The organism is Paenibacillus sp. UASWS1643, from assembly GCF_008693195.1.
Classification (GTDB): Bacteria; Bacillota; Bacilli; order Paenibacillales; family Paenibacillaceae; genus Paenibacillus; species Paenibacillus amylolyticus_B.
In genome coordinates, this window is record NZ_VXKZ01000106.1 from 202,632 (window position 1) to 210,104 (window position 7,473).

Consider the following 7,473-nt stretch of genomic DNA (forward strand, 5'->3'; position numbering starts at 1 on the left):
TTCTAGAACTCTCTAACCGCTCAATTCACCTCTTCTTTTTCCGCACTATACCGCCTTCCACCACATAACGAAATAGCGCATCTTCGGCGCCCCCGATATCATCCGTAACCATAAACGTCGCTGCATCTCCCGACTTATATACACTCCCCGTCACAAAGCTGAACACCACACGGTCATCTTTGCCCCAATATTGATTCAGCATGACAAATGAACTGCCGCTCACGCCCTTAACCGTGCGGTTACCATTGGCATTATATAGACCATTCTGATCCATAGCCCAGCTCTGGGGATTGGCATCGAATAGATGTGTGAAGGTGGCACGATCGATATGTTTATTCGGTTTTCCCCATAGATACACACGATCGGCATCCACCGCCCAACTGCCGGAAGGCTTTTTTAATTCAAACGTTGTTGCGTCTGCCTCCTTAACGATCTGAAGCACAACGTCTGGATGACCAAAAGGCTGACTTGTCCGAACAACCTCGGCACGATACACATGTTGCTCATCCTTGGAAAGCCCAAGATGCTCCGTTCCGGCATAAGTTTCAAACTGCCGAGCGTCAGCTTCTTCCACACGGTAACCATTGTAATACACATGTTTGCCATCACGACCAAAGGGTCCACCTAGTGACTGGAACGTATCCGGGTCTGCTCCTTTTACAGTACGCCACTGAAAATATACACGTTCCCGGTCCCGTGCAAACTGCTCGTCCAACGGTTCAAAGGTAGACCTGTCTGCTCCACGAATAAGGTTGAATACCGCTTTTGCTTCTCGATGAGCCGTACCGCCCCATTCGGTTTTATAAAAAATGGACGACGCAGTCTCAACCCAATTCCCTCTGATCTGCGTAGCGCCCTTTGCACTGTGGGCATAATGATCATTCCACCAGCCAGGTACGTCGGAATGATGCTCACGCAACCACGCCCTCACCTCATCCTTGTCCCCATTCGCATAGCGAAGAGAGCTGGACAGATGGAACAAGTGGTCCTTGTCGGTGCAATAGTCGTGATGAGCAATCACAGAGTTCGTATCAATATCCTCAAATAGATGAAAATGCGTGCTGCTCTTCACATATAAATATCGTTGGTCCTGAGCAAAGTAGGGCGTATCCGGCAACAGCCGGAAGCTGTTCGGATCGGAGTCAGGCACGGCCTGATCTTCCAGATAGACGTACTGAGAGTCGCAGCAGTAATCTTCATCGATCACACAAAAAGCTTCCGTATCCCGACTGAACAAACTCGCCTTATTCTTGCGGGCATTGAACCACCATATTCCCTGATGATCACGCAGATAGGCGAAGGTCAGCCATCCCTTTTGATAAGTAGAGATGACTTCAAAATCCTGAGCAGTAATGCCTCCCTTAATCGGGGTGTTCGTTCCATCCTCGTCATTATGCAATATCACCTGAAGGTCCTCATCTACAATAAACTTGTTCATGACGGTCCACCCTCCAACCATGATGTGAATTCAGTCTACCTTTATTTTAGCGCGTGTACCTGATTCTCTCTACATCATCTCATATAATATTTAGGGATATTTCCTCCGCTCTCACCGCTCTGCCACGATGAAATGAAGGTTTGTTCAGCAATGGATGGATTGTTCACTTGAAAAAGAGTCTAGCCGAACTAAAATATAAATGAAAGCGCTACATTTTATCTGATATCTTTCGGGAGGTGTATGTAATGGGTAACAGGAAAGCCGTCTGGTTTCTGGTCTTTGCACTCACGTTCACCCTGTTTGGACTTCATCCTGAACGAACAAGCGCAGCAAGTGTCACAATAACCAATGGCACCGATTGGCTCGACACCGCAGGCAATCCCATTCATGCGAACAGCGGCAACATTCTGCAGGTAGGCTCGACGTATTATCTGTACGGTGAACATGCAGTGGGCGGCAGGTTCGACAGTGTGAACGTCTACACCTCCACTGATCTGAAGAACTGGACTTTCAGCAATGCCATTCTGACGAAAGATTCCGCAACCGAGCTGGCCTCCAGCAAAATGGAGCGCCCCAAGGTCATCTACAACGCCTCCACCAACCAGTATGTGCTCTGGGCACACTACGAGAACGGCACGGACTACAACCTCGGGCGTGTAGCGGTCGCAACAAGCAATACCCCGAATGGCAAATTCACGTATGAGGGCAGCTTCCGCCCAATGAATTATGAATCCCGTGACATGACTGTCTTTGTTGATACAGATGGCACAGGTTATCTGGTTACTGCTTCACGCAAAAATGGCGGAGCCAATGATACGATGGCTATTTTTAAAATGAATGCAAGTTACACCGGAATACAATCCTTCGAGGGTTGGCTGTTCGAGAATGCTTATCGTGAAGCGCCTGCTGTTGTGAAAAAAGGAAACCGTTACTACCTCTCCACCTCCCAAGCCGCTGGCTGGTATCCGAATCAGGGTGCTTATGCTACAGCAACTTCCATGACGGGTCCATGGACTGCGCTTACGCCATATGGCAATCCATCTGCCTTTGGTTCGCAGATTCATGATATTGCCACGATTACAGGCAGCAACACCACATCCTACATCTACATGGGGGATCGCTGGAATCCGATGAACCTCGGAGAGCACAAACATATCTGGCTGCCGCTAACCTTGAATGATTCGAACGGAACAGCATCACTGGAGTGGTATACAACGTGGAATATCGATGCAGCAACAGGAGTGGTAACACCTCCTGCTCTCGTCAATCATGCCCAAGGTAAAACAGCTACCGCCAGCTCCACAGCCTCCGGCTCGTCTGCATCCAGTGCCAATGATGGCAACTACCAGACTTCATGGGTCGCTTCCTCCAATAGCTGGCCTGCTTGGTGGCAAGTAGACTTCGGCGCACCAAAGACGATCACCGAGATCGACACCTCCTGGTTTATGTATAAAGGTTCCGAAGGGTACCACAAATACAAAATCGAGATTAGCAACGATGGTGTCAATTACTCTACCTTGGACCGCACCAACAATCTTACCTATGGTTTCACCACGGATGCTGTGCATTTCACAGCTCGTTATGTGCGGATTAATATGGTGAACGCCGTCTTGTGGAATAATCCGGGGAACTGGTATACCCCAACTCTGCACGAGGTCAAAATGTTGGGCCCTGCAACACCGGAAGCCACAGGGTACAGCCGCTTCAGTTCACACAACGTTCCGGATCGATACATCCGTCATGCCAATTACATCGCTCGCGTGGATGCCAACGTCTCTCCTGCCCAGGACTCCCAATTCCGCGTCGTACCGGGTCTTGCCAGCTCCACGGGAATATCACTGGAGTCCATCAACTTCCCGGGCTACTTTCTGAAGCGCAACGCCAGCAACAAAATTGTACTTGAAGCCTACGCCGACACCGCTGCCTATAAGGGAGATGCTACGTTCCTAAGCAGTCCTGGTTGGGCTGACAGCACCAAAGTATCCCTTCAATCGTACAGTCAGCCCGGATATTACATCCGTCATTATGATTATGTATTACAGCTCGATGCCATCAACGCATCCAGCAACTCGACAGTGAAGAGTGATGCCACGTTTGGGCGAACCAATTTCTAAGCAAAATAATTGGAGATGAGGATTAGCCACCTACATCTACAATTCAAATCTCGGGAAAGGCCGTTTTTTCAGGGTTCACAACTGAAGAAGCGGTTCTTTCTACTGCACCATTTCAGATATAGATGACTAACCCCATCTCAGACTGAGAATGCAGGTTTAATTAGAGCGTAATCGCCAGCCAGACTGGCTAGTGGCTGCCAGCTCTCGATCGCTATTTTATAATGACCGGCATATGCCTCTGCATCCACCCGTACGTGCTCTACTTTTCCAAGAACCAGATGATCTGTACCCACCGCAATGATCTGATCCAGTGTAAGTTCAAAAGCAATCGGAGATTCGAGCACGGAAGGTACATCTACACATATGCCTACTTTGGGTGTAACGCCTGCCAGTTCAAACTCATCTTCTCTCGAAGCTACATCTGCTGACGAACGCTGCATGGACGCTGCAAGTACAGCGGGAACTACATTGATCACAAACTCTCCCGTCTCTCGAATATTGACGAGTGTATCCTTCACGGTACCTCGCCTCTCACCTACACCAGGTCCAATGGATAGGAGCAGAGTCGCCGGATTGCGTGAAGCAACGGTAAAAAAACTGAATGGAGCGAGGTTAAGCACACCCTCCTTGCTTCGCGTAGAGACCCAAGCAATGGGCCGCGGCACCACGGAACCCGTCATTAATTTGTACATTTCATCGACGGTGATATCACCTGTTGCAAATGCATATGTATTTTTTTCTTCCAACATACTCAACCTTTCTGAAGTGCCCCTGAGCAGGTCCTTCGGTTTACAACGCTCTGTGGGACACATATAGTTGGTATAAGAATATACACTTGTTCACCACAAAAAAAGTACGCACTTTGAAGTGCGTACCTGCATAAAGGAGCCTATTCGTGATGGATAATCCGAGCACAGTCCCAATGGAAACACTAACTCCCTTCGACTACACCCTGTCCATTATCGGCGGAAAGTGGAAGATGAAGATCATGTATCAACTTGCCTTTCATGGAGTCACACGTTACGGCGAACTCAAAAGACGTGTATCCGGGATCACGTACAAGGTATTAACCTCTCAATTGAACGATTTGGAACGTGAAGGTGTGATAAAAAGAGTTGAGTATGATCAGACCCCGCCCAAAGTGGAGTATTCCTTAACCCCCCGAGGCAAGAGTCTGATGCCCATTCTGGAGGAAATCTGCAAATGGGGTGTGCATAACGTGCCGGAGACGCAAACGCTGCATGAATTACAGTAAATTGGGTTGATCTCTGCGAAAGGCTTCATCCAGAACAATGCTTCCCAAGAAGAATTTCCACCTGCTAAACTTCGCAACCTAAGCTTGGTCCCACCAAGGTTGAGTTATTAATAAAGAAAGCAGGTATAGGAAAAACAATTCGTTTTTCTGCACCTGCTTTTTTAGTGCCATATAAGACAGTCTTGTTTCACGTTCTTTGCTACCAAAACTCGCATATCGTGCGCTTTGACATCACTGGTGTGTAATAAAGTTCATGGTAATCGTTCTCTTTTGGTCTGCATACCAACCATCGTATATATAGGAATCCATTACTGATTTAAAAGCTAGCGAAACAACACTGTCTTCCGCCACTGTCTTATCATCTGTTAAAGAATTTATGTTACTATCGTTGGTGTCATTATTGTTGGTCTCAATATTGTCGAGCGGCAGCCACTTTGCATACAATTGCAAAGTATTACTAACGATTCCCAAATCCGACATCTTCACATCAAAATCATATGCACTGGTAAGACGTCTATCTCTATACCAACCTTCGAACACAAATCCTGGTTTCACTGGAGGTTCAGGTACTTTGACTTTATCCACACCTCCAAGGATCTGGGAAGCCACCGCTGAACCATCATTAGACTCGAAGTTCACCGTATAAGGACGTCCATAATATGCGCGTAACTCAAAGTTTCCCGTCACGGGCGTCTCGAAATTATAGACATCTTCCCAAGGCTTACCAAATACGTACCACCAGTAGAATACCCACCCATCATTTCGTGGAGGAACGGCGTCAGGTCTAGCAACCACATCGCCTTCTGCCACTGTCTGTTTGACCACTTCATGTGATGAAGATAAAGTCACCGTATATAAGACCTTCCATTTTGCATACAGCGTGATGTTCGTCGTCACCGGTGTTTCAAAATGATAAGCATTGGTCAAATCTTCATCGCTATACCAACCAATAAAGGTATAACCTTCTCGATGTGGTGCGGCAGGAGCAGAAACCAATTCCCCTTCCAACACCGGCTGCTGATCTGTCACCGCTGAACCATCCTTACGGTCGAAGATTATCGTGAAGATGGGTGTCCATTTCGCATACAACGTGAAATTTGTCGTTACCGGTGTTTCAAAATTATAGACACTGGTCAAATCTTCATCACTATACCAATTGCCGAATTCATAACCTGTCCGCATCGGAGATGCAGGCGCCGCAATTTTAGCATTATACTCCACTGTCCCGGCATTCACTGCTGAGCCGCCTTTACTATCAAATCTCACGGTGAACTTAGGCGCCCACTTCGCATACAACGAAATTTCACTCGTCACCCCAGCCCTGAAATCGTAGAGCATCGTCAGATCGCTATCACTGTACCAGCCTTTAAACACATAACCTTCGCGCGTTGGACTTGAAGGCTCCTTAGCCGATTCTTGATGGTACACGGACTGACTATTCAACTTCTTGCCGTCGTCTATGAAGCTTACCTCATAGCTATTCAGTATCCATGCCGTGTGTATCTCATAATTCCTCATTATTGGTGTTGTGAAGTCAAATGCTTGATTCCGCTTCTCTTTATCTCTCCAGTACATGAACGTATGATTTGGTTTCGGTGTTGGTTCAGGTGCAACTGCCACACCACCTTCAGTTACATACTGATCGATTGGCTCAGACTTTTGTTCATCGTAGAAGCGCACTTGATACGTATTTTTTTGAGCAACTACCCATTTCACATATAGGGTGATATTACCCTTCACGATTTCGGTTGTGAAATTATATCCTTTTGTCAAATCCTTGTCGCTAAACCAACCTCCGAACACATATCCCTCCCGCGTTGGTGGCTGAGGTGCCGCAGGTTTTGTTCCTTCATAGACCGCCTGATCGGATATCTCTGTCCCACCATTACTGTTGATGCTCATCGTATAACCACGCATCCACTTCGCATACAACGTAATATTACTCGTCACCGACATTGCGAAATTGTAAGGTTGTGTAAGATCACTGTCGCTGTACCAACCTCCGAACGCATGATCTTTCTTCGTTGGTGTGACTGGTGCGATGGCTACTTTTCCATAAGCTAGCGTTTGATCAGGAACTTCTTCCACTCCGCCATTACTGTTAAATTTGACAGTATGCTGGTCTACGTCCCACTGAGCGATATACTTGATATCTTGTGCAGGCATGGTCACCGCTGGTACAGATGACCATCCCTTGAATTTATGACCTGCCCAAGTTGGATCACCGAAATGTAATGAAGTCGTTGATCCGTATTGTACATCGATCTCCTTTGCAGGTGTACTCAGGTCATTGTAATCTATGGTCAACTTATACGTATTGCGCTTATAGTACACCCGTAAAACCGTTGTACCGTCGCTCGCAATATCGGCATCTAACACAGTTCCCGGAAGAGCTGTATCTGCAGTGAATCCTTCGTAAGACCTGAGTGATTCTTTAGGCAGGGTTGCCCTCGTATTGGTTATACCCCGATGAGTTTCGACATCTACAACCGTGTAGGTTGGATGCCCTATATTTTGCTGCAAGTATACGACTTTGTAAGGCGTATCATCCCTGGCTGTCCAGTTTGCAGTATAGGTCGCGTTATCCGTAGGCATCGTATTTGGTACATTCGGTGACCAACCCGCAAACGTATATCCCGCTCTTGTTGGAACTGGAATTCGATTAA

At 47.3% G+C, this 7,473-nt stretch carries 5 protein-coding genes; 2 read left to right on the forward strand and 3 right to left on the reverse strand.

Features of this window, described 5'->3' with window-relative positions; translation table 11 throughout:
- Positions 1–25: 25 nt before the first annotated feature.
- Positions 26–1,438 (reverse strand): DKNYY domain-containing protein, encoded by a 1,413-nt coding sequence (locus FE296_RS13390; RefSeq protein ID WP_190945210.1) that lies wholly within the window; start codon positions 1,436–1,438, stop codon positions 26–28.
- A gap of 245 nt (positions 1,439–1,683) precedes the next feature.
- Between FE296_RS13390 and FE296_RS13395 the strand changes: the two genes are divergently transcribed.
- Positions 1,684–3,552, forward strand: a complete 1,869-nt coding sequence (locus FE296_RS13395) for an AbfB domain-containing protein (RefSeq protein WP_150365212.1) — start codon at positions 1,684–1,686, stop codon at positions 3,550–3,552.
- A 137-nt stretch (positions 3,553–3,689) separates the two neighbouring features.
- Here the strand turns inward: FE296_RS13395 and FE296_RS13400 are convergent, their stop codons facing one another.
- Positions 3,690–4,301, reverse strand: coding sequence for a flavin reductase family protein (locus FE296_RS13400; protein WP_124116852.1), 612 nt, complete (start codon positions 4,299–4,301; stop codon positions 3,690–3,692).
- 149 nt (positions 4,302–4,450) lie between these two features.
- On the opposite strand from FE296_RS13400, the gene FE296_RS13405 reads away from it, so the two are divergent.
- Positions 4,451–4,807, forward strand: coding sequence for a winged helix-turn-helix transcriptional regulator (locus FE296_RS13405; protein WP_223868866.1), 357 nt, complete (start codon positions 4,451–4,453; stop codon positions 4,805–4,807).
- A gap of 231 nt (positions 4,808–5,038) precedes the next feature.
- Here FE296_RS13405 and FE296_RS13410 read toward each other — a convergent pair.
- Positions 5,039–7,473, reverse strand: a 2,435-nt coding sequence (locus tag FE296_RS13410; protein WP_190945212.1) for an InlB B-repeat-containing protein, incomplete at its 5' end; no start/stop codon positions are given.